Origin of the sequence: Sorangium sp. So ce406, from assembly GCF_051474675.1 — a bacterium.
Taxonomy (GTDB): Bacteria; Myxococcota_A; Polyangia; order Polyangiales; family Polyangiaceae; genus Sorangium; species Sorangium cellulosum_G.
In genome coordinates, this window is record NZ_CP150340.1 from 12236322 (window position 1) to 12256420 (window position 20099).

A 20099-nucleotide genomic window follows, 5' to 3' on the forward strand; every position below is an offset into this window, starting at 1 on the left:
CGCTGAGCGCTGAGCGCAGGAGATCATCGCATGAGCACGCACGACACCGCGGCCTTTCAGCCGTCGCACGACATGATCCCCGTGGCCGGCGCGATCGAGGTCGACATCCCCGTCGACGTTCTCTGGGGCTTCTTCACACGGGCGCGCCACTGGCCGCGCTGGAACCCCTGCTTCCTCTGGGTGCACAACGAGCGCCTCGCCCTCGGTCAGCGGCTGACCTGGTGCTTCCGTCCGATCCACCCCTTCTACCCGTACGTGCTGCCGGCCGTCGCGGACATCGTCGAGGTCGAGCCGGGAAGGAAGGTCACCTGGGAAGTCACGGCCCTGCCGGGCTTCCACGCGCGGCACAGCTACCTCGTGGAGGACGCCGGCAACGGCCGCTCTCGCTTCGGCTCCTGGGAGCAGGCCACGGGGCCGACCTTCCGGGCGATGCGCGACTTCTGGCTCGCCCATTTTACGTTCGTCAAGGACAGATCGCTGGAGGGAGCGCGGCTGCTCGAGGCGGTGTACAAGCAGCACGGGCGGCTCGCCCCGGAGCTCCTTCCGGGCTCGCATCCATCGCTCCGCGAGGCCGCGTCGCCCGTGGCGGCGGCGCTCTCGTTCTACCGCTCTCACGTGCGCCAGTCGGTCGTCGAGCTCGGGCCGGGCGTCCGCGTCGTGCTCGGCGGCGGCGGCAACTCGCTGATCGTCGAGGGGCGCGGGGAGTCGCTCCTCGTCGATACCAAGTTCTTCCCCGGCTCGCACATGCTGCGGCGCTGGATCCGCAAGCACGTGTCCACGCCGGTGAAGACGGTGGTCAATACCCATTACCATTACGATCACACGCAGGGGAACGATCTCTATCCTCGCGCCGCGATCGTCGCGTACCGCACCGTCCCCGCCTCGATGCATGCCGAGGACGGCAAGTTCTGGTCATCGCACCGCGACGGTGTGCCCGTCGTCCTCATCGGCGACGAGGGCGCGGAGCTCGACGTGGGCGGGCGGAAGGTCCGCGTCGGGCACCCGGGAGCCGCGCACACGCACGGAGACCTGTGGGTCCATGTCCCCGACGCGGACGTCGTCGCCACGGGCGACCTCGTGTTTCACGCCCACTATCCGTTCTTCGACCTCTCCCCGGTGGGCGCCGATGTCGACGCGCTCGCGGCGGTGATCCGCCGCCTCGCGGCCGCTCACCCCACCGCGACCTTCGTGCCCGGCCACGGCCCGGTCGCCCGGGCCGGAGATCTGGCGCGCTACGCCGATTACCTCGAGTCGCTCAAGGCCTCCGTGGAGGCGGTCGTCAGGCGCGGCGCCAGCGCCGACGACGCGGTGCTGCTCATCGACCTCTCGCCGTGGAGCTTCAAGAAGCTGCCCGTGTCGCATCGCGGGCGGCTCGTCTGGACGAGCGCGGAGAGCAACATCCGCTGGATGTACGAGCTCGTCAAAAGCCGCGCTCGGGACGACGGTCCTCGGCCCCCGGCGCGCTCGATGAACGGCGCTGCGAACGTCATCACGGGGGCGCCCTCGATGATCGACAGCACGGTTCGTCGATGATGGCTACTTCCACAACGGTCCACGCCCACACGCCGGAGCGCGCGTAGGGCGATCGCAGAGCGGAGGAGACGCTTCCATGAACGTGATGACTCGCACAGACGAGCCGAGGACTCATTTCATCCTCGTGCCGGGGTTCGCGGGCTTCGATGCCCTGGGCTCATTGCACTACTACCACGGCGTGACCGAGGCGCTGCGCGGATGGAAGGGCGCCATGTACGAGGCCCCGCTCACGCTGCACTACTTCCCGAACCTGCCCACGGCGCGCATCGAGACGCGCGCGAAGCTCCTCCTGGACTGGCTCCTGCAGCGGTACAAGCGGGGGCTCCTCCGCCTGGACCGCGGCGACGCCATCCACTTCGTCGGCCATTCCACCGGTGGGATGGATATCCGGTGGATGATGAAGTGCCTCCACGAGCACGCGGTCAGGAACGAGCCGATCGAGAAGTTCCCCGCGGAGGCGATCATCAAGAGCATCTGCTCCGTCCAGTTCCTCTCCACGCCTCACCGCGGCTCGAACCTGGCCCACGTCGTCGGCGGATGGTCCAGCAAGCTCCAGGCGCTCGTGACGGTGCTCTACGAGACCAGCCGCACCTTGCGTCAGCCGGGCGCGCGCCTCCTGGCCAGCTCGCTCAAGCGGCTCGGGTGGTCGGCCGGCTGGGTCCACGCGATCCTCGACACGATGAGCCTGTTCAGCGCCTGCGACGAGCGGGACGGCCTCGCCCGCGCGCGGGCGAGGGGCGTCTATTTCGACACGCTGAAATGGCTGAACGACGCCTCGGACGATTTCGGCGTCGTCGCAGACCTCGATCCGGCCCGTTATGCGGCGGACGCCGCTCGCGCGGAGGAGCTCTTCAGGACGACCTACGCGCACGTGCGCCTGCGCTCGATCGTGACCAGGGCCGAGCCGCTCCCGGGCGCGCCGGATCACGACCTGTTCAAGATCTTCCACCGGTGGACCGCGCGCGAGCCTGGACAGGAGCTCGGACCGGACTGCTCGGTCCGCAGGCTCGACGCTGCGGGGAGCGTGGCGCTCGGCCGCGCGCACAACGACGGGATCGTCAACTGTGTGTCCATGGTGTGGCCCACGCCGGACGACAGCGTCTTCGTCGACGCGGATCACGCGGACATCCTCGGACATCACGGCGGGCCCGGCGCGCCGGACGAGGACGTCGTGAGCCCTGCCCACAAGCGGTACGACATCTTCCTGTCCAGCTCGGGCTTCGATCGCGAGCGCTTCCTGCAGGTGTGGCGGTCGGTGCGCAGCTTCGCGTTCGCCTCCGAGTCGGGCCGGGACCGCCGGGCGCCGCTCACCCGGGTCGTCCTGCCGGCGTTCTCCGCGCGGATCCCCGACGCCGAGGCCGATCGCGCCGCGGCCGCGGACAGCGCGCCTTCGCCTCGCGCCGAGGCGGACGCGCCCTCGTCGAGCCTCGGCGCGGAAGGAGCCGTCCCGTGAGCACCCAGCGGAGCGAGCGCTCGACGAAACGGTCGCTGATCCTCGCCGGCGGCGGGATGAAGGTGGCTTTCCAGGCCGGCGTCCTCGAGGTGTGGCTTGACGAGGCGGGGCTCTCCTTCGATCACGTCGACGGCGCCAGCGGCGGCACCCTCAACCTCGCGATGCTCTGCCAGGGGCTCAACGGCTCGCAGATCGCGGACAGCTGGCGGAGGTTCGACCCGAGCCTCGGCCTCGACCTGAACCTCGAGGAGTACATCAAGCCCCTCCACGCCGAGTCGATAGCGACGCTGGATCGCTTCCGCATGGCGATCCGGGAGGCGTGGCGGCTGGATTTCGGCGCGATCCGCGAGAGCCCGCTCGACGCGACGTTCAACGTGTACAACTTCACGAAGCACGCGCTCGAGGCGCTGCCGCCGTCCGTGATGACCGAAGATCACCTGATGGCCGCGATCTCGCTGCCCATGTGGTTCCCGCCGGTCGTCATCGGCGGCGACACCTACGTCGACTCGGTCTACAGCACCGACGCCAACCTGGAGGAGGCGATCCGGCGCGGCGCCGACGAGATCTGGGTCATCTGGACGGTGAGCGAGCGCGGCGACTGGAAGGACGGCTTCATCGCCCATTACTTCCAGATCATCGAGATGGCGGCCAACAGCAACTTCCGCCGCATCGTGCGCCGCATCGAGGACAGCAACGCGGCGATCGCGCGAGGGGAGCCCGGCGAGTTCAACCGCGTCATCCGCCTGCACATCCTCCGGGCCGAGGTCCCCGTTCATTACGTGCTCGCGCTCAGCGCCGACCGCCTCGCCGAGGCGGTGAACCTCGGCGTGCGCGAGGCGCGCGCGTGGTGCGACGCGAACGGCATCCCGCGGAAGCCCGGGCGCGATCTCGCGCCCGACGAGCGCGCGCCGGAGGCGTCTTACGGGCTCTCGTTCAGCGAGGTCATGAAGGGCTACATCGCGCGCGGCGACCACCCTCACGACGAGGCGTTCGCGAGGGGCAAGCGCGAGGGCACGCCCCTCGAGGCGCACCTCACGATCACGGTGGATGCCGTGGGCCGCTTCGTGACGTCGCCCGAGCACGAGGCGGAGGTCGAGGGGAACATCCTCTGCGACGCGCTCGGCGGCGCGCTCCGGATCGAGCGCGGGACGTTCAACCTGCTCGTCGATCAGCGGACGGGCGGCGCGCTGGACCCCACCGGCAAGCACATGCTGTATCGCCTCTTCTTCCGCGATGGCAGGGGACGCGCGCTCACGCTGAGCGGGCGCAAGGAGGTCCGCGACGAGCCCGGCCTCGATCTCTGGGACGACACGTCGACGCTCACCACCCGCATCTACCGCGGGCACATCTCCGCCGCGCTGGAGTCTGCGGCGGAGGTCGTGGCGTCCGGGATCCTCCGCATTCACCTGCTCGACTTCATGCGGCAACTCACGACCTTCCGCGCCCACGGAGGGACAGCGGCCGATCGCCGGGAGGCGCTCCTGCGCTTTGGCAGGCTGTTCCTGGGCAAGCTCTGGGACGTGTACGGGCGCGACGTCCTCGCGTACGGCCCCTTCTGAGGTGAACCATGGCGCAGAAGCGTGCAATCGTCATCGGGACGGGGTTCGGCGGCGCGGTCGCCGCGTGCCGGCTTTCGCAGGCGGGCCTCGACGTGACCGTGCTCGAGCGCGGGCGGCGCTACGACGGCGCTCCCTCGGGCTTGCCGCGCACGGTCCTGGATCAATGGCTCTGGGAGCCGTCGCGTGGGCTCTTCGATGTCCGGCTCATCTCCGAGATCCAGATCGTGCAGGCGGCCGGCTACGGCGGCGGATCGCTGATCTACGCCAATGTGCACCTCCGCGCGCCGGAGGAGGTGTTCGCGGAGGGCTGGCCGGAGGGGTACAGCCGCGAGGCGCTCGATCCGTATTACGACCTCGTCGCGTACATGCTCGACATCAAGCCGATCACGTCGTCGCCCCAGGGCGTGCCCCTGAAGGCGCGCCGCATGCGCGACGCGGCCGAAGGGCTGGGCCGCAAGGACCAGTTCTTCTACCCCGCGATCGCCGTGAATTTCAGCGACACGCCCGGCGTTCAGCCCAACAAGTTCGGCGTGCCTCAGGCAGGGTGCACCTACTGCGGCGAGTGCGTGATCGGCTGCGATGCGCGGGCGAAGAACTCGCTCGATCGCAACTACCTCGCCGTCGCCGAGCGCCACGGCGCCGCGATGCTGACCGAGTGCGAGGTCCAGCTGATCTGGTCGCTCGGCCCCGGCGAGGGATACCGGGTCGACTACATGGACTGGGCCCGCGGCGCGCGTCGATCCATCAAGGCAGAGTACGTGTTCGTCTGCGCGGGGGCGGTCAACTCCACGGAGCTCCTCCTCCGATCGCGCGCGGCCGGGGGGCTCCCGCGCGTCAGCGCCCAGCTCGGGATGGGTTACTCGGGCAACGGCGATCTCCTCGCCTTCGCGTTCGACGTGGCGGACGAGTGGGCGCCCGACAGGGGACCCACCATCACTTCCGCGGTCCTCTACGATGGTCGGAAGGACGACGATCGCGGCTGGTTCCTGCTCGAGGAAGGCGGCTATTCACAGCACCTCTGGTCCCTGGTCAAGCTGGCCACGCCGAAGCAGGTGTGGCTGACGGCGGCGCTCCCGGGCACCTCGCCGTTCACGAACGGGTGGAACCACGGCGCGGCGACCGCGGCGCCCGCGCGCGTCACGAACGAAACGGCCGAAGCCGCGGCGGCAGCCGCGCCGGCCGAGCCCCCGCTGACGCCGGACATCCAGGACACCTACCGGCGAGAGGCGGTGAGATCGCTGCCGATCGCGTCGGACGGAGCCTCCAGCAGACCCGTGACGCCCACCGTGCCGGCGCGCATGGCCCGGTCGGCCGTGTTCCTCGCCATGGGGCGCGACATGGCGAACGGACAGCTCGAGCTGCGCTCGGATCAGACGCTGTGCGTGAAATGGAGCGTGTGCAATAACCTCCAGCTCTACAGCCTCGAAGAGCGCTTCATTCACGATTTCGTCGGCCAGCTCGGCGGCACCTACGGGCCGAGCCCGTTCTGGCGCTATGCGCGGCTCCCGGTGACGGTGCACAACCTCGGGGGCTGCCGCATGGCGGACAGCGAGGCCGGAGGGGTCACCAGCGAGCTCGGCGAGGTCTTCCACCACGCCGGTCTGTTCGTGATGGACGGGGCCGTCCTGCCGAGCGCGACGGGGGTGAACCCGTCGCACACCATCGCCGCGGTGGCGGAGCGGAACATCGAGCGCATCGTCCGCCGCGTGACCGGGCAGCCCGACTGGTCGCCGCCCGAGCGCAGGGACGTCCGGCCGTTCGTGGACGCGCTGTCGCAGGTCTCCGTCCCGCCGGAGGGCACGGCGCCCCCGGTGAAGCCGGCGCTGGGCCTCGGGCTGCGCGAGCGACTGAGCGGCTCCTGGGAGGCCACGACCGGGCACCGCTCGGACGTGGCATGCGACCTGGAGATCAGGATCCCGGACATCGCCGAGTTCGTCGCGGATCCGGCGCACGTCGGCGCCGTGACCGGGATCCTCGTGGTCGGTGGCCTCACCAAGGGGGCCGCCGACATCACGAACGGCGTGTGGAACCTGTTCGTCCCCCATGGCGACGGCCGGTCACGGCAGATCCGGTACACGCTCCCCTTCCAGGGCGGCGACGGCCGGCCCTACACGCTCCACGGCGCCAAGGTGTTCACCCCGCGCTCCGGGATCGAGCTCTGGGACGAGAACACCACGCTCGAGTTCCAGATCCACGAGGGGGCCGATCCGCGGGGGGCCGTGAGAGGGCGAGGGGTGTTGCGGGTGGGCCTGCACGAGGTCCTCCGGACGGCGACGTCGGTCCACGACCTCGGTCGCTACAGCCCCGTCGAGAAGGTGCAGGCGCGGTTCGAGCTCCTCCAGCTCTACGTCGGCAACCTGGCGAAGGTCGCCCTGGGGCGCGCCCCCAGCGTCCCCCCGCCCGGAGCGTAGCCGCGCCGGCGTTGCCCCCGGCCGGCGCGCGGCGACGTTCCGGGCCGGCCGCGCGGCGCTCCGGGCCGGAAGCGACGTCCGGCCCGCGAGGCCGCCGCGGGGGCGCCCGCCCTCAGGCGAACGCGTTGCGCCGGACGATGGTCGCCTCGCGATCCGCGCCGACCGAGACGACGTCCACCGGCACGCCCGTCTCCTTCTCGACCAGCTCCACGTAGTGGCGCGCCGCGGCCGGCAGCTCGGTCATCGAGCGGGCGCTGTCGATCGGCTCGCTCCACGCGGTCACCTGCTCGAGCACCGGCTTCGCCGTCCCGAGATCGTCGATCGGGAACTCCCGCGTGAGCCCCGAGGGCGTCTCGTAGGCGACGCACACCTTGAGCTCCGGCATGCCCGTCAGCACGTCGAGCTTCGTGAGCGCGATGCCGTCGAGGCCGTTCACCCGCGCCGCGTAGCGCAGCGCCGGCAGGTCGAGCCAGCCGGTCCGCCGCGGCCGGCCCGTCACCGAGCCGTACTCCCCGCCGACCGACCGCAGCCGCTCGCCGAGCGGGCCGCCGAGCTCCGTCGGGAACGGGCCCTCGCCCACGCGCGTGCAGTACGCCTTCGCGAGGCCGAGCACCCGGCGGATGCGCGTCGGGCCGACCCCGGCCCCCACGCACGCGCCGCCCGCGATCGCCGACGACGACGTGACGAACGGGAACGTGCCGTGGTCGATGTCGAGCAGCGTCCCCTGCGCGCCCTCCAGGAGCACGCGCTCACCCCGGCGGAGCGCCCCGTCGATGAGCTGCGACGTGTCGGCGAGCAGCGGCGTGATCCGCTTCGCCAGCGGCGCGAGCTCGTCGAGGATCGCGTCGAGCGACGGCGGCTCGCCGCCGAGCGCGCGCAAGGTCGGCGTCCACGCCTCGATAGCGCGCGCGACGAGCTGCGCGAGCCGCTTCATGTCGCGCAGGTCGCCGAGCCGCGCCCCGCGCCGCGACGCCTTGTCCTCGTAGCAGGGGCCGATGCCGCGCTTGGTCGTCCCGAGCCGCACCCCGTCCGCCGCGCTCGCCTCGCGGAGCGAGTCGACCAGCGGGTGGAACGGGAGGATCAGGTGCGCGCGATCCGAGACGAACAGCCGCCCCTCCGTCGAGCAGCCCCGCGCCTCGACCGCGTCGATCTCGGAGACGAGCACCCCCGGGTCGACCACCATGCCCTGCGCCATCACGCAGCGGGCGTTCGAGCGGAGGATGCCGCTCGGGATGAGCCGTACGATGAGCTTCTCCCCGCCCACCACCAGCGTGTGTCCAGCGTTGGGTCCGCCGGCGTAGCGCACCACGAGGTCGGCGCTCTCCGTGTACAGGTCGACGACCTTACCCTTGCCCTCGTCGCCCCACTGCGCGCCGACGATCACGATCGCGGTCATTCCGAAGCTCCTCCCGAATCACGTGGCCCGTCCTCTGCCCGCTCGTCATTCCGAGCGGCTCCGTCCGGGTTCAGGTTCGCCTTTACCCCAGGCTCGCGCGCCGAGCGAGCGTCTACTTTTCGCTCGGCGGGGTCGCCCTCGTCTTCAGCACGATCGCCTGGGCGACCGCGACGTCGTCGAGGGTCGCCGGGACGGTCGCCGCCCCGGGCTCCCCGCAGCCGGGCGGCGCCTCGAGGACGATGGCCCCGTCCCGCTCGCGCACCAGGTGGGAGAACCGCCAGGACAGCGCGTACCCCTCGGGATCCTGGTCCGGCGGGTGCGCCACCGCCGGGACGCCGAGCCCCCGCAGCGCCGCCGCGAGCGGCTCGGCCCGCTCCGGCCGCACCGCCAGGAGCACCCGCGGCGCCGGCTCGTCCGCGGCGCCCGCCGCGTCGCGCGCCCAGGCCACCGCGTCGAGGTTCAGGGCGAAGCCGACGGCCGGCATGGGCAGGCCGAAGCGCGAGAGCAGCATGTCGTAGCGCCCGCCCGCCGCGATCGCCTCCCCGGGGCCCTCGGCGAGCACGTGGAAAATTGCACCCGTGTAGTAGGCGAGGCCGCGGAGCTCGCCGAGGTCGACCCGGAGCGCCGGGCCGAGCTCGGGGCTCGCCCTGGCGGCGTCCCAGAGCGCGCGGAGCTCGGCGAGCGGCGCCTCGGCGGGCGTGCCGGAGAGCAGGCTCGCGGCCCGGTCGAAGACCACGGACCCGTCCGGGTCGGCCTCGCCGCCGCCCGCGAGGTCCGGGAGCGCGGCGATGGCCGCGACGATGCGGCGCGGGACGTCGGCGGCGCGCGGGCTCGCGAGCACGGCGGCGAGGCGCGACGCGTCCTTCAGCTCGAGCACCTCCGAGAGCTCGGCCGCGAGCCCGGCCGGGACCGAGTCGAGCAGCGCGCGCGCGATCATCGCGTGGCCGAGGTCCACGACGAACCGATCGAGGCCGGCCTCGCGCACCGAGGAGGCGGCGAGGCGGAGGATCTCGAGGTCGCCGCCGAGCGTGCCGACGCCGTACAGCTCGACGCCGGCCTGCGGGATCTGCCGGTGGCGGCGCGCCCGGCCCTGGCGGCGGCGGAGGACGGTGCCCTCGTAGCAGAGGCGGATCGGGCGCGGCGCGTCGGCGAGCCGCGTGGCCACGAGCCGCGCGATCTGCGGGGTCATGTCGGGGCGGAGCGCGGCCACCTCGCCCGACTCGGGCTCGATGAAGCGCAGCACGTCGGCGGCGTCGAGGGTGCCGAGCCCGCGCTCGAGCACCTCGGCGAACTCGAAGGCCGGCAGCGCGACCGGCTGGTAGCCGTACAGGACGAAGTGGTCGAGCACGCGCTTGTTGAGCGCGCGGCGGCGCCGCGCCTCCTCGGGGAGCAGGTCGCGCATGCCGGCGGGCAGCGGGTGCGCCAGCGCGCGCGGCGGCGCCGAGGCGGCCGGCGCTGCGCGGTCCACCTCGGGCATCGGAACATGGCGGTCTCCCCCTCGGGGGGCTTCCCATCGCGGAGCGTCGCTGGACATGATGGCCCCGCTTATACCGGCTGAGCACGCGGTGCGCACGCGGCGCGCACGTCCGTTGAGCTTGCCGTGGCAAGGCGTTTGCTGATCGGAGCGCACCACCGGGCCCGTGGGCCGGAAGCGCACGCGGCGCCCTCGACGGAGAGATGGCTCATGGCTCTGACCGCCGTTCCGACCGATGTTCCGAGCGCCAGCACGAGGCCCGAGACTCCTCTGGCGCCGTGCGGTCTCACCCCGCCCGGCGCGGTCGGGTCGCGCCCGCCGTCCCGGGCCGCGAGCGCGGGCCCGCTGGCCGAGGTGATCGGCAGGGCGAAGGAGGGCGACAGGGAGTCGCTCGACGAGCTCACGCGCCTCATCCGTCCGCACGTCGAGCGGCAGCTCGCGCGCTACCCGGTGTCCGACGAGGATCGGCTCGACCTCGTGCAGTCGACGCTGCTGCAGGTGGTGCGGACGATCCGCTCGTTCCGGGGCGACTCGAGCTTCACGACGTGGCTGTTCCGGGTGACGGCGAACGAGGCGCTCATGCTGATGCGGTCGCAGCGCCGGCAGCGCGCGCGCATCGTCGAGGGGCTCGACTTCGAGGAGCTCGGCCTCTTGCCGACGATGCGCAGCACGATCGGCGAGGACGACGCCGCGTCGGCGGCGGAGCGCGAGGCGTACGTCCGCGAGGCGCTGTGCGAGCTGCCGGACGACTACCGCGACGTGGTGCTGGCGCACTACCACGAGGACCTCGGCCTGCAGGAGATCGCGCAGAAGCTCGCCGTGAGCGAGAGCGCGGTGCGCTCGCGGCTCCACCGCGCGCGCGTGCGCCTCCGGGCGATCCTCAACGCGACCGCGTTCGGGCGGGAGATCGCGGAGGGCGTCGCGGCCTGAGGGCGACGCGGGAGGGCGAGGCTAGCGGACGGCGGAGATCCTGACGGTCGCGTCGCGCCAGCGGCGGAGGACGTCCCAGAGCTCGCCCAGGGTGTTGAGGAGCACGTCGGGCCGCGCGTCGACGAGCTCCTGGTGCGAGCCGAAGCCGCCGAGGACGGCGATCGACCGCACGCCCGCGCGGCGCGCGCACTCGACGTCCTGGGGGCCGTCGCCGACCATGACCATCCTGCGCGGCGGGACGTCGAGGTGCTCGGCGAGGTGGAGCAGCGGCGCCGGCGACGGCTTCTTCTCGGCGATGTCGCCGCCCGCCACCACGGCGTGGAAGAGACCGCGGACCCCGAGCGCGGCGAGCACCGCGTCGGTGGTCGAGCGCGGCTTGTTCGTGCAGACGCAGAGCGAGAGATCGCCGAGGTCCGAGAGCCTCTCGATCATCTCCTGCGCGTCCGGCATCCAGCGGGTGAAGTCGAGCGGGTGCCGCTCGTAGTACGCGAGGAAGTGCCGGAGGAGCACGTCGACGTCCTCGGACGACTCGGGGAGCCTGGCCGCGCGCGCGACAAGCGCGCGCGCGCCGTCGCCCACGTACCGGACGATCACCTGGCCGGGCAGCGGCGCGCGCCCCGTGACCTCCAGCGCGTGGTTCACCGCCGCCACGATGTCGCCTCGGCTGTCGATCAGCGTGCCGTCGAGGTCGAACACAATTGCGGTAGGAGAGACCATCGCCTGGGAGCGTACGCCGGTGCCCTCGCTGACGGAAGGTGCGACGAGCACCCAGATCGCACGTGGCGGCGTGAAAAGGTGGGGAGGCGGCTCGAGCGCCCCGCCACGGCAGAGCTCGTACAGGGCTCGTACAGGCTGGGCCGGCTTCATGCCAGGAGTAGAATGCCAGGCAGGATGGACGGTGCGGAACGCCTGCTCGCGTGGTTCCACGAGACCCTCGCGCGCCACCAGCCCGACGACGCGGTCTCGTTCACCGAGGCGCAGGCGCGCTTCATCTCGGTGCTGAAGGGCCTGATCGCGGTGGAGCGAGGCGGCGGGATGGTGTTCGGGATGTCCCTCGCCGGCGAGCACGTCGACGCGCTCGTGCGCGCGGCGCTCCCGGCGCTCGCGGAGGCGGCGCAGGCCTGGCGCGCGCACTTCGAGCGACGCCACGGCGCGCGCGGTCGCCAGGAGGTCGCCCGCATCGCCGCCGACCTCCGTTACGCGCCGTTCCTCGACCGCGACCCCCTCCGCGCCGACCCGGCCGTCGACGAGGCGCTCGCGCAGCTCATCGACGCTTGCCTCGACCCGCGCCGCGCCGCGCCCGGCGCGGGCGGGCGGGACGCGGCGCGCTTGGACGACCGGCACGACCGGCACGACCGGCACGACCGGCTCGACGACACGCTCCGCAGCGCCCTCGTGCGGGGCAGCTTCGCCTCCTCCGCGCCGCGCGCCGGCTGGTCTGTCGCGGTGAAGGCCCCCTCTGCGGATCGCCGGCGCGAGGTGGCCGAGGTCGAGGCGCGCCACGGGGCGCTTCACCCGCAGATCGAGGCGCTCTATGCCTCCATCGACGGGCTGGCCCTCCTCGACTCGGGCGCTGCGCCCTCGCGGGTGCCGTGGCCCGCGGCGCTCCCGCCGACGGCGGTCGTCGTCCTGTCGCCGCTCGAGCGGGGGACCGTCGTCCGCAAATCGAGCTCGTCGAGCAGGATGGGAGAGATGCAGCTCCTCACGCTCGCCCAGCTGCCGGGGCACATCGTGTATACGGAGTCCGACCGCGGCGTCGAGGTCGAGTGCTCCGTCGCCTTGTACCTCGCGGTTCGCGTGGGAACCGCGGAGGTCTACATGACCGCCGGCGACTACACCTCTCCGGCGCACTTGCTCGCGCCCGATCTGGTGAGCTTCCTGCGCGCGCTGCGCGGCGCGGCGCCGCGGCTCGACGGCGTCCTCGCGGCGCTGGTCGAGGTGCTCGGCGGCAGGGCGTGGCGCTCCAGGTGAGCTCCGGCGGCGCCGTCCTCGCTGCCCCCGGCGCCGTCCTCGCCGCCCGCTGTGCGGGGGACAGCCGGACAGGGCGCCGGCAGATCCGTTATGTTGCGGGGACGCCATGGCGATCGACACCGCCCCTGACGCGTCCATCCCCTCGGTGCTGCCAAAGCTCGACGAGATCCGGCAGCGCATGGCCTCCCACACCGACCGGCGAGACGAGCGGCGGATCCTCGAGATCCTCGCGGGAGCGAGCGCCGTCGAGCTCGATCAGCTCCTCCTCCAGCTCGATCTCCGCGCGCTGCTCGGGGACATCGACGATCGCCTCATCGGCCCTGACAACCGCACGGCGCTGCTCGATCTGCTGACCGCGGATCGCCTCGGTGAGCTCGGCATCCCGGCCCGCGCGGCGCTCGCCTCGGCGCTGCAGCGCGGCCGCACCGGGCGCCTCGATGAGCAGGCGTTGCGCCGCATCTGGCTCGGCACGCGCGGCGCCGACGTCACGCGGCTCAAGAACGCGCTCGACGGCCGGGGCAGCTACCACGATCTTCACCAGCTCTTCTATCACGACATCGACGATGACGCCCTGCGCGAGGAGCTCCTCGCGCACATCGCGCATGAAGCGACAGCGGTCTCGACGCGTGAGGTGAAGATCCTCTCCGACATCGACGATACCTTCTATGCGAACTGGAAGGACGCCCGGTACCCGAAGAAGACCGTCTATCCCGGCGTCCTGCAGTTCTACGCGGAGCTCGACCGCGGGCCGGACCTCGAGCCCGGCCGGCCCGGCGACCTGACCTTCGTCACCGCGCGCCCCGGCGACCGCCTCGGCCTCGTCGAGGGCGCGACCCTCGAGGCGCTCGCCGAGCGCGGTCAGCTCACCGCGACCGTCCTCGCGGGCTCGTTCATGCGCCTCCTCGGCAACCGCGCCATCGCGGAGAAGAAGCTCGAGAATTTCCTCGAGTACCGGCGGCTGTACCCCGAGTACGGCTTCATCTTCGTCGGCGACAGCGGGCAGGGCGACATTCATTTCGGCCAGCGTATGCTCGAGCTCGCGCCGGAGGCCGTCAGAGCGGTCCTCATCCACGACGTGGTCGCGACACCCGACACAGCGCGGCTGGAGCTCGCGGTCGGCGGGGTGCGCCTGTTCGACACGTACATCGGCGCGGCGCGCGAGGCGCTCGAGCTCGGCCTCCTCGGCCCGGAGGGCGCGGCCCGCGTGGCCGAGGCGGCGCTCGCGGCGTTCGCCGCTGTCCCGTTCCCGTCGCACGAGGGCCGCGCGCCGCGCCGGATCGAGATGCTGCGCGATCTCGCGCGGCTGAACGACGTCTTGCCGGCACCCCTGCGGGTCGAGACGGCCGCGTGAGCAGCTCCCGGAGATCTCGGGAGGAGAGCGCCTGAAGACGGGAAGGGCAGGCCGATGATCTCGTCGCCTTCCGCGGCGTGATCAGGGGATGTTGAAATACTCTGCCTGGCAACAGCTCTCTTTCACGCCGCACGCGGTGGCGCTCTCTCCTTCACAGGTCCCGACCTCGACGCCGTCCACGAGGCACACGCAGGTCGTGTCGCCGCCGGCGGGCGTCTCGCATCGCGTCTCGTACCGCTTGCCCTGGCACGGTGACGCGCACACGCACGTCTCACCTTCCGCGCCGCCTCCGCCCTCGCACAGCTGCCCGCCGCACCCGTGGAGCGCTGTGCACGCGGTCACCGCCTCCGCCTCCTCGTCGCACGCGTCGGGCGCTCCGTCCTGGCACGAGGGCGCGAACGGCAGGGCGCACGCGTAGAGCGCCCCCAGCGCGTCGTCGCACGCCTCGCCGACGCGCTCGAATTGCTCGCTGCAGAAGCTGGCGCAGTCATCGTGCGGAAACCCGCAGTCGTTCACCTCGACCTGATGGCAGAAGTCCAGGCAAGCCTGCTCGCCGGTCGGAACCTCGCCAGCACCGCCCGCGCCACCAGCGCCGCCCGAGCCGCCCGAGCCGCCCGAGCCGCCCGAGCCGCCAGGCCGGTCTTCCACATCGACAGAGCCGCACGCGGCGAGCAAGCCAATCGCGACCACGAAGAGTAATTTATCGATCACATCCAGGTATGTTCGCATCGCCCGAGGCTAACCGGGTCCACGCTCGCCGATGATGGCGAGCAGGAAGCAGACGCGGCGCCGGACCCGGGCCGCGAGCCGCGGCGCCTCGAGATGCTGCGCGATCTCGCGCGGCTGAACGACGTCCTGCCGGCACCCCTGCGGGTCGAGACATGCCTGTGAGCAGCTCCCGGTGATCTCGGGAGGAGAGCGCCTGAAGGCGGCAAGCTCAGACCGATGATCTCGTCGCCTTCGCCGGCCGGATCAGGGGATGTTGAAATACTCAGCCTGGCAACAGCTCTCTTTCACGCCGCACGCGGTGGCGCTCTCTCCTTCACACGTCCCGACCTCGACGCCGTCCACGAGGCACGCGCAGGTCGTCTCGCCGCCGGCGGGCGTATCGCATTGCGTCTCGTACTGCTTGCCCTGGCACGTCGACGTGCACCCGCACGTCTCGCCTTCCGCGCCGCCACCGCCGTTGCACAGCTGCCCGCCGCACCCGTGGAGCTCGGTGCACGCTTCCAGCGCGTCGATCTCGTCCCTGCACGCGTCGGGCGGCTCGAAACCACACTGGACCGTCGCAAACGGCAGGAAGCACGCGAAGGCCGCGCCAAGCTCGTCCTCACACTCGGCGCCAGCGCGCTGGATCTGCTCTTCGCAGAAGCCGTCGGCGCAACTTGCGTCGGGATCGGCGCAGTTGCTCACCTCGTCGCAGTAATCCAGGCACGCCTGCAAGGCGCCCGAGCTGCCCGTGTCGTCCGAGCCGCCGGCACCGCCAGCGTCGCCCGAGCCGCCGTCGCCGCCAGCGCCGCCCGAGCCATCGCCGCGTGGGCCCCCGCCACCGCCAGCGCCGCCCGCGCCGCCAGGGCCGTTGTTCCCATCGGCAGAACTACACGCGGCGAGCAGGCCCATCGCGCCGATAAACAGCGTTTTAGCGAGAAAGTTCAAGGGTCTTTGCATCTCCCGATTCTAGCTCGATCCACGATCGCCCAGAACGGCGAGCAAGAAGCAGACGCAGCGCCGGACCTCGCTCCTCAGGCCGCGGCGAGCGCGGCGACGAAGCGGTCAATCTCGGATTCGTCGTTGTAGTAATGGACCGACGCGCGCACGAGATCAGGAATCCCGCGAGCCTCGAAGTCGAGCAGGGTCCCGGACGCGGTCGACACGCTGACGTGGATCGCCTGCGCGCCGAGCCGCGCCTTGATGGCCGCGGCGTCCTCGCCCTCTCTGGTGAAGGTCACGATGCCGCAGCGCCGCTGGCCGAGGTCGCGCACGGCGACGCCGGGGAGCTCGGCCAGCTGCGCGCGGAGGCGCTCGGCCAGCGCGCAGACGCGGTCGCGGATCGCGGGCAGGCCGAGGCGGAGCGCGTAGTCGACGGCCGCGCCGAGGCCGAGCCGGCCGGCGACGTGGCTCTCCCAGCTCTCGAAGCGCCGGGCGTCGGGCCGCAGCTCGTAGCGGTCCGGCGCGGTCCAGCAGGCAGCGTGCAGATCGAGGAACGGCGGCTCGAGCCGCTCGAGCAACGCGCGCCGCACATAGAGAAAGCCGGTGCCGCGCGGCCCGCGCAGGTACTTGCGCCCCGTCGCCGACAGCATGTCGCAGCCGATCGCCTCGACGTCGATCGGCAATTGCCCCACGGACTGGCACGCGTCGAGCAGGAACGGCACGCCCGCCGACCTGGCGCGGCGGCCGATCTCCTCCGCCGGGTTGATCAGCCCGCCGCTCGTGGGGATATGGGTGACCGCGATCAGCTTGACCCGCTCGTCGAGCAGGCGATCGAGCTCGGGCAGCGAGACGGCGCCGCTCTCGTCGCTCGGGATGGGGACGATCTCGGCGCCGGTGCGCCGCGCCATCTGCAAGAAAGCGATGTAGTTGGAGGCGTACTCGGCCCGCGCGGTCAGGATGCGATCGCCCGGGCCGAAGCGGAGGGAGTAGAACGCCATGTCCCACGCGCGCGTGGCGCTCTCGACCAGGGCGATCTCGTCCGGCGCCGCGCCGAGGAGCCGCGCGACCGAGCCGTAGACCGCCTCGAGCCGCTCGCCCGCCTCCGCCTCGGCCTCGTAGCCGCCGATGGCCGCCTCGCGGCGCAGGTGATCGACCACCGTGTCGACCACCACGGTCGGGGGCAACGCGGCCCCCGCGTTGTTGAAGTGCACGACCCGGGCGCAGGCCGGGGTGTCGCGGCGCAGCGCGGCGATATCCATCGTCATGAAGCCCTCTTCCTCGGGAGACCGATCCGCCGCAGGACTGCAGCAGCGCCGGCAGACTCTACGTCAAGAGCAGCCCGCTGCGCAGCTCGGTCGGGGAGTAGCCGAGCATGCGGCGGCAGGTCCGCGAGAAGTGCGCCAGGTCGGCGAACCCAGCGGCGTGTGCGGCGCCCGTCGCGTCGAGGCGCGAGAGCGCCGCCACCGCGACGAGGAGCCGGCGCCAGAGCTGAAAGGTGCGGATCGGCAGCCCCACGTCGCGCACGAACAGCGCCTGCAGGTGCGCCTCGGAGAGCCCCGCGCGCGCGATCGCGAGGCGCCGGTCCGCGGCCGGCTCGCGCAGCGCCTCCAGGACGCGGGCCACGCGCCGGTCCGGGGCGCGGCGCGGCGACGCCGCCGCGAGCCAGCCCGCGAGCTCGCGCGCGAGGCCGTCGAGGACCTCGGGGCGCGACAGGGACGCGACGTGCGCCGCCGACGCCCCGTCGAAGCGCGAGAGGAGGTCGCCGTCGAGCGGGCAGGGCCCGCCGCGCAGGCGGGCGTGGCCAGCGACGTGCGGCATCAGCTCGGGGTCGTACAGCAGCCCGAGGGTGGGACCGGGGCAGGAGGCGGCGTGCCACACGTCGGGGGGCACCACGACCATGCGCCCGCGCACCGCCGCGCCGCCCGGCCCGGGCAAGGTCACGGTGACCTCGCTGTCCAGCCCGACCAGGATCGCCGCGCCGTGCTCGGCGTGGAGCGTCGATGTCATCGCGGTCGAGGCGCGCACCGCGAACGCCTCCCCGATCACGGCGCCGATCCTGGATGCGTTCAAGCCGCCCACGGATCGGAATCCTACCCTGGCGCGCGAAGGAGGTCGTGAGCGATGAACCTGTTCTCGGACGAGATGCGCCGCAATCCTTATCCCCTGTATGACCAGCTGCGGAGCGGGTCTCCCGCGCTCCACTATCCGCCGTCCGACTCGTGGATGATCTTCGATCACGACGGCGTGAAGCGGGCGCTCCAGGATCACGAGGCGTTCAGCTCCGTCGTGTCGCCGCCGGGCAACAGGACGTCCGAGTGGCTCATCTTCTCGGACCCGCCGCGCCACACGAAGCTGCGCGCGATCGTCACGCGGGCCTTCACGCCGCGCGCCGTCGCGGAGCTCGAGCCGCGCATCCGCGCGCTGTCGAGCGGGCTGCTCGACCGGACGATCGAGCGCGGTGAGATGGACCTCGTCGAGGACTACACCCTCCCGCTCCCGCTGCTCGTGATCGCCGAGATGCTCGGCGCCCCGACCGAGGACCAGCCGCGGTTCAAGCGCTGGAGCGACGTGATCCTGGACCTCAGCACCACCGTCTCGGGCAGCGAGGAGGCGGCCCGGGCGATCGCCGAGTTCTCCGCGGTGAGCGTCGAGATGCAGGGCTACCTGCGAGGCCTGATCGCCCAGCGGCGGGCGGCGCCGCGGGACGATCTCCTGACCCGGCTCGTCGAGGCCGAGGTGGACGGCGAGCGGCTGAACGAGGACGAGATCCTCGGCTTCTTCCAGCTCCTCCTCGTCGCCGGCCACGAGACGACGACGAACCTGATCAGCAACGCGATCCTGTGCTTCCTCGAGCACCCGACCGAGCTCGCCCGCCTCCGGGCCGAGCCCCACCTCCTGCCCTCGGCGATCGAGGAGGTCCTGCGCTACCGCTCGCCGGTCCAGGCGATGTTCCGGGTGACCCGGCGCGACGTCCCGATGCACGGCCAGGTGATCCCGGCCGGCAAGCCGGTGCTGGCGATGATCGGCTCCGCGAACCGAGATCCCAGGCAGTTCCGCGATCCCGGCCGCTTCGACATCGCGCGCGACCCGAACCCGCACGTCGCGTTCGGGCACGGCATCCACTTCTGCATCGGGGCGCCGCTCTCCCGACTCGAGGCCAGGGTCGCGCTGCCGGACCTCCTCGCGCGGCTCACGGACCTCTCGCTCGCGAGCGACGCGCCGTGGGAGCCGCGCCGGGCGATCCACGTGCACGGACCGACCCGCCTGCCGATCCGCTTCGCGCCGGGGCAGCGCGTCGGGGGGTGAAGCCGGGGGCGCGGACGGATCAGGGCGGCCGGCGCTCGGGCGCGCGGCTCGTCGGGCTCTGCTGAGGGCTGTCGGTCTGATGGCCGCGGGCCTCACCCCGCCCGCCCCGGCGGCCCCGCGCCGGCGCGCCGGGGCGCTGGCGGCGCCCGCCGCGGGGTCGTCGCATGTCGCACACCGCTGGCACCTCCATTGCTGACCACGCTGCGACGCTGGCGACGCCAGCGGCGCCAGCGATGCCCGGCGAACGGCCGTCCCGCGGCCGAGATGACGGCAGCAGCGGCGCGCATGGAGGAGTCCATGAACGAGCAGACCTCGGTCGAGGTCCGTGTTCCACGCGAGATGACCCCGGAGGAGAGACGGCTCCTCGAGGGCGAGCTCCATACCGCCCGCCGCCTGATCTTCGAGGGATCGCGGCGGGAGAGGAGCTTCGCCGCCCACGTGCTCCACGCCGACGCGGAGCACGGCGCCCTCATCCTCCAGCGGAGCGCAGGCGGCCGCATCGTCGGTTACTTCGCGATGCAGATCGTCGAGCGGGAGCTCGCCGGCGTGAGGGTCGCCGTCGTCCGCGGCGAGTCCGGGGCGCTCGGCGAGCACCCGGCGAGCAGCGATGTTGTCCTCCGCCTCGCCCTGGAGCGCCTCATCCGCTACATGCTCGCCCGCCCGGGTCGAGCCGTGTACTGCCTGTGCTCGCTCGCCCATCCGTCGAGCTACGCCCTGCTCTCGCGCTTCGTCGACGTGACCCACACGAGCCCCGCCGAGGGCAGGCCCGCGGGCGCGGACGAGCGCATGGCCGCGCTCGCCGCCTCGTTCGCCCGCGAGCTGAGCGAGCACGGCGGCCTGCTCGCCTTCGAGGTCGCGCGGCGGGAGAGCGCGCCCGCGGGGAGCTGCGATTTCCTCCACCTCTACGAGAACCCCGCGGTCCGGTGCTTCGTCTCGGCGCACGCCGGGCCCGCGGAGGGGCACGGGCTCATCGCGCTCGTGCCGCTGAGCCTCGGCGGCATGATGCGCGCGGCGGCGCGCGCCGCGGGGCCGGAGGCGCGGCGCGCGTAGCCGGCCCTCCGCCGC

Annotated in this window: 16 protein-coding genes; 9 read left to right on the forward strand and 7 right to left on the reverse strand. The window is 72.4% G+C overall.

The window, feature by feature from the left end; translation table 11 throughout:
- The first annotated feature begins 30 nt into the window (after positions 1–30).
- From WME96_RS45980 to WME96_RS45995, 4 genes are all read left to right on the forward strand, one after another.
- Positions 31–1533: an MBL fold metallo-hydrolase gene (locus WME96_RS45980; RefSeq protein ID WP_437287875.1), complete on the forward strand. Its 1503-nt coding sequence runs from the start codon at positions 31–33 to the stop codon at positions 1531–1533.
- 76 nt (positions 1534–1609) lie between these two features.
- Positions 1610–2986, forward strand: a complete 1377-nt coding sequence (locus tag WME96_RS45985; RefSeq protein ID WP_437287876.1) for an esterase/lipase family protein — start codon at positions 1610–1612, stop codon at positions 2984–2986.
- Positions 2983–4545, forward strand: a complete 1563-nt coding sequence (locus WME96_RS45990; RefSeq protein ID WP_437287877.1) for a patatin-like phospholipase family protein — start codon at positions 2983–2985, stop codon at positions 4543–4545. The genes WME96_RS45985 and WME96_RS45990 overlap by 4 nt, the downstream gene beginning before the upstream one ends.
- Before the next feature lie 8 nt (positions 4546–4553).
- On the forward strand, positions 4554–6956 hold the full coding sequence (locus tag WME96_RS45995; protein ID WP_437287878.1) for an FAD-dependent oxidoreductase: 2403 nt from the start codon (positions 4554–4556) through the stop codon (positions 6954–6956).
- A 112-nt stretch (positions 6957–7068) separates the two neighbouring features.
- Here the strand turns inward: WME96_RS45995 and WME96_RS46000 are convergent, their stop codons facing one another.
- Entirely contained in the window at positions 7069–8352 is a 1284-nt protein-coding gene (locus WME96_RS46000; RefSeq protein ID WP_437287879.1) for an adenylosuccinate synthase, read from the reverse strand.
- Between the two features lie 112 nt (positions 8353–8464).
- A complete protein-coding gene (gene hisZ, locus WME96_RS46005; protein ID WP_437287880.1) occupies positions 8465–9829 on the reverse strand; it encodes an ATP phosphoribosyltransferase regulatory subunit in 1365 nt (454 codons plus the stop codon).
- 207 nt (positions 9830–10036) lie between these two features.
- On the opposite strand from hisZ, the gene WME96_RS46010 reads away from it, so the two are divergent.
- Positions 10037–10756, forward strand: coding sequence for a sigma-70 family RNA polymerase sigma factor (locus WME96_RS46010; RefSeq protein WP_437287881.1), 720 nt, complete (start codon positions 10037–10039; stop codon positions 10754–10756).
- 21 nt (positions 10757–10777) lie between these two features.
- Here the strand turns inward: WME96_RS46010 and WME96_RS46015 are convergent, their stop codons facing one another.
- A complete protein-coding gene (locus tag WME96_RS46015) occupies positions 10778–11473 on the reverse strand; it encodes an HAD family hydrolase (RefSeq protein WP_437287882.1) in 696 nt (231 codons plus the stop codon).
- A gap of 174 nt (positions 11474–11647) precedes the next feature.
- Here WME96_RS46015 and WME96_RS46020 point away from each other — a divergent pair, with 174 nt between their 5' ends.
- Both WME96_RS46020 and WME96_RS46025 read left to right on the forward strand, forming a co-directional pair.
- Entirely contained in the window at positions 11648–12727 is a 1080-nt protein-coding gene (locus tag WME96_RS46020) for a hypothetical protein (RefSeq protein WP_437287883.1), read from the forward strand.
- A gap of 106 nt (positions 12728–12833) precedes the next feature.
- Positions 12834–14078, forward strand: coding sequence for a phosphatase domain-containing protein (locus WME96_RS46025; RefSeq protein WP_437287884.1), 1245 nt, complete (start codon positions 12834–12836; stop codon positions 14076–14078).
- A gap of 81 nt (positions 14079–14159) precedes the next feature.
- Here the strand turns inward: WME96_RS46025 and WME96_RS46030 are convergent, their stop codons facing one another.
- From WME96_RS46030 to WME96_RS46045, 4 genes are all read right to left on the reverse strand, one after another.
- Positions 14160–14789 carry a hypothetical protein gene (locus tag WME96_RS46030; RefSeq protein WP_437287885.1) on the reverse strand — a complete coding sequence of 210 codons (630 nt, stop codon included), beginning with the start codon at positions 14787–14789 and terminating at the stop codon, positions 14160–14162.
- A 261-nt stretch (positions 14790–15050) separates the two neighbouring features.
- Positions 15051–15734: a hypothetical protein gene (locus tag WME96_RS46035; RefSeq protein WP_437287886.1), complete on the reverse strand. Its 684-nt coding sequence runs from the start codon at positions 15732–15734 to the stop codon at positions 15051–15053.
- 86 nt (positions 15735–15820) lie between these two features.
- Entirely contained in the window at positions 15821–16993 is a 1173-nt protein-coding gene (locus WME96_RS46040) for an aminotransferase class V-fold PLP-dependent enzyme (protein ID WP_437287887.1), read from the reverse strand.
- Positions 16994–17051: 58 nt separating this feature from the next.
- A complete protein-coding gene (locus WME96_RS46045) occupies positions 17052–17807 on the reverse strand; it encodes a helix-turn-helix domain-containing protein (protein WP_437287888.1) in 756 nt (251 codons plus the stop codon).
- Between the two features lie 42 nt (positions 17808–17849).
- Here WME96_RS46045 and WME96_RS46050 point away from each other — a divergent pair, with 42 nt between their 5' ends.
- Together WME96_RS46050 and WME96_RS46055 are read left to right on the forward strand one after the other, a co-directional pair.
- Positions 17850–19034 (forward strand): cytochrome P450, encoded by a 1185-nt coding sequence (locus WME96_RS46050; RefSeq protein WP_437287889.1) that lies wholly within the window; start codon positions 17850–17852, stop codon positions 19032–19034.
- Positions 19035–19331: 297 nt separating this feature from the next.
- On the forward strand, positions 19332–20084 hold the full coding sequence (locus tag WME96_RS46055; RefSeq protein ID WP_437287890.1) for a hypothetical protein: 753 nt from the start codon (positions 19332–19334) through the stop codon (positions 20082–20084).
- Positions 20085–20099 lie beyond the last annotated feature (15 nt).

What these genes read in the sequence shown, in the direction of transcription:
- WME96_RS45980 (WP_437287875.1), top strand. Translation starts at nt 31, where the DNA reads ATGAGCACGCACGACACCGCGGCCTTTCAGCCGTCGCACGACATGATC.
- WME96_RS45985 (WP_437287876.1), top strand. Translation starts at nt 1,610, where the DNA reads ATGAACGTGATGACTCGCACAGACGAGCCGAGGACTCATTTCATCCTC.
- WME96_RS45995 (WP_437287878.1), top strand. Translation starts at nt 4,554, where the DNA reads ATGGCGCAGAAGCGTGCAATCGTCATCGGGACGGGGTTCGGCGGCGCG.
- WME96_RS46000 (WP_437287879.1), bottom strand. Translation starts at nt 8,352, where the DNA reads ATGACCGCGATCGTGATCGTCGGCGCGCAGTGGGGCGACGAGGGCAAG.
- hisZ (WP_437287880.1), bottom strand. Translation starts at nt 9,829, where the DNA reads ATGCCCGAGGTGGACCGCGCAGCGCCGGCCGCCTCGGCGCCGCCGCGC.
- WME96_RS46010 (WP_437287881.1), top strand. Translation starts at nt 10,037, where the DNA reads ATGGCTCTGACCGCCGTTCCGACCGATGTTCCGAGCGCCAGCACGAGG.
- WME96_RS46015 (WP_437287882.1), bottom strand. Translation starts at nt 11,473, where the DNA reads ATGGTCTCTCCTACCGCAATTGTGTTCGACCTCGACGGCACGCTGATC.
- WME96_RS46020 (WP_437287883.1), top strand. Translation starts at nt 11,648, where the DNA reads ATGGACGGTGCGGAACGCCTGCTCGCGTGGTTCCACGAGACCCTCGCG.
- WME96_RS46025 (WP_437287884.1), top strand. Translation starts at nt 12,834, where the DNA reads ATGGCGATCGACACCGCCCCTGACGCGTCCATCCCCTCGGTGCTGCCA.
- WME96_RS46040 (WP_437287887.1), bottom strand. Translation starts at nt 16,993, where the DNA reads ATGACGATGGATATCGCCGCGCTGCGCCGCGACACCCCGGCCTGCGCC.
- WME96_RS46050 (WP_437287889.1), top strand. Translation starts at nt 17,850, where the DNA reads ATGAACCTGTTCTCGGACGAGATGCGCCGCAATCCTTATCCCCTGTAT.
- WME96_RS46055 (WP_437287890.1), top strand. Translation starts at nt 19,332, where the DNA reads ATGAACGAGCAGACCTCGGTCGAGGTCCGTGTTCCACGCGAGATGACC.